This is a genomic window from Rhodovulum strictum (genome assembly GCF_009649175.1).
GTDB classification, from domain to species: Bacteria; Pseudomonadota; Alphaproteobacteria; order Rhodobacterales; family Rhodobacteraceae; genus Rhodovulum; species Rhodovulum strictum.
The window spans coordinates 1-680 of record NZ_WJPO01000087.1; the positions used below are offsets into that span (position 1 = coordinate 1).

The 680-nt window shown below is 69.9% G+C and carries 1 protein-coding gene; it reads right to left on the reverse strand.

Features of this window, described 5'->3' with window-relative positions; translation table 11 throughout:
- Positions 1 to 229 precede the first annotated feature (229 nt).
- The coding region (locus tag GH815_RS18745) for a transposase (RefSeq protein ID WP_211365138.1) at positions 230 to 680 on the reverse strand (451 nt) is incomplete at its 5' end.

The following is a 680-nucleotide window of genomic DNA, read 5'->3' on the forward strand; positions in this document are numbered from 1 at the left end:
CCCGCGATATTCACCGGCCGGCTGACATTGGAGCCAAGGTGCTGCTTTCGGGCGGGTCGAGGGCGTCCTGAGGGCCCGGCGCCTGGCTGGGCGTGAGGGTGATCGCCTCTGGCTTGTGTGTCGGTGGCGATGCGACTCCCGGGCGGGTATTCTTTGCAATCGTCGTCCATGCGGGCTCGTTCGCCGGAGGGTCCGGCGGGCGGTCATGTCGGGCTGGAGGCGGTCCGGTTCAGGGGCCGGACCAGTGCAGGGCGGTGATCCTGGGCCAGAGGACTGCCCAGAACGGTGCGGCGGCGGCAGACAATGCGAGGGTCATGCGGCGGCCGGACAGGATCAGCCGGGCGCCGGCGCGCAGCACGCGTTCGCGCAGGCGGCGCAGGCTCCAGCCGGTGCCGGTGGCAGCCGCCATGGCGCGGCGGGCGATGTGCATCACTTCATAGGCGAGAAGCGCGATCAGGAGCCGGACCTCGTTGCACGCGAAGGCATCCACAGCGTCCGCACAGCTCTGCGGCGTTCGCCCCCGCCAGTGCGATTTCGGCCGGTTGGTCGAGGACAGCGCCGGGGCGAGCACGTCCTTCAGCTCGCCCATATGGCCCTCGGCGGTGCCCCTTGCGCGGTAATGCTCGAGGATGTCCTCCCGGCTCATCTCTGCCAGCGTCAGCGAGGTGACGAGAAAGAAG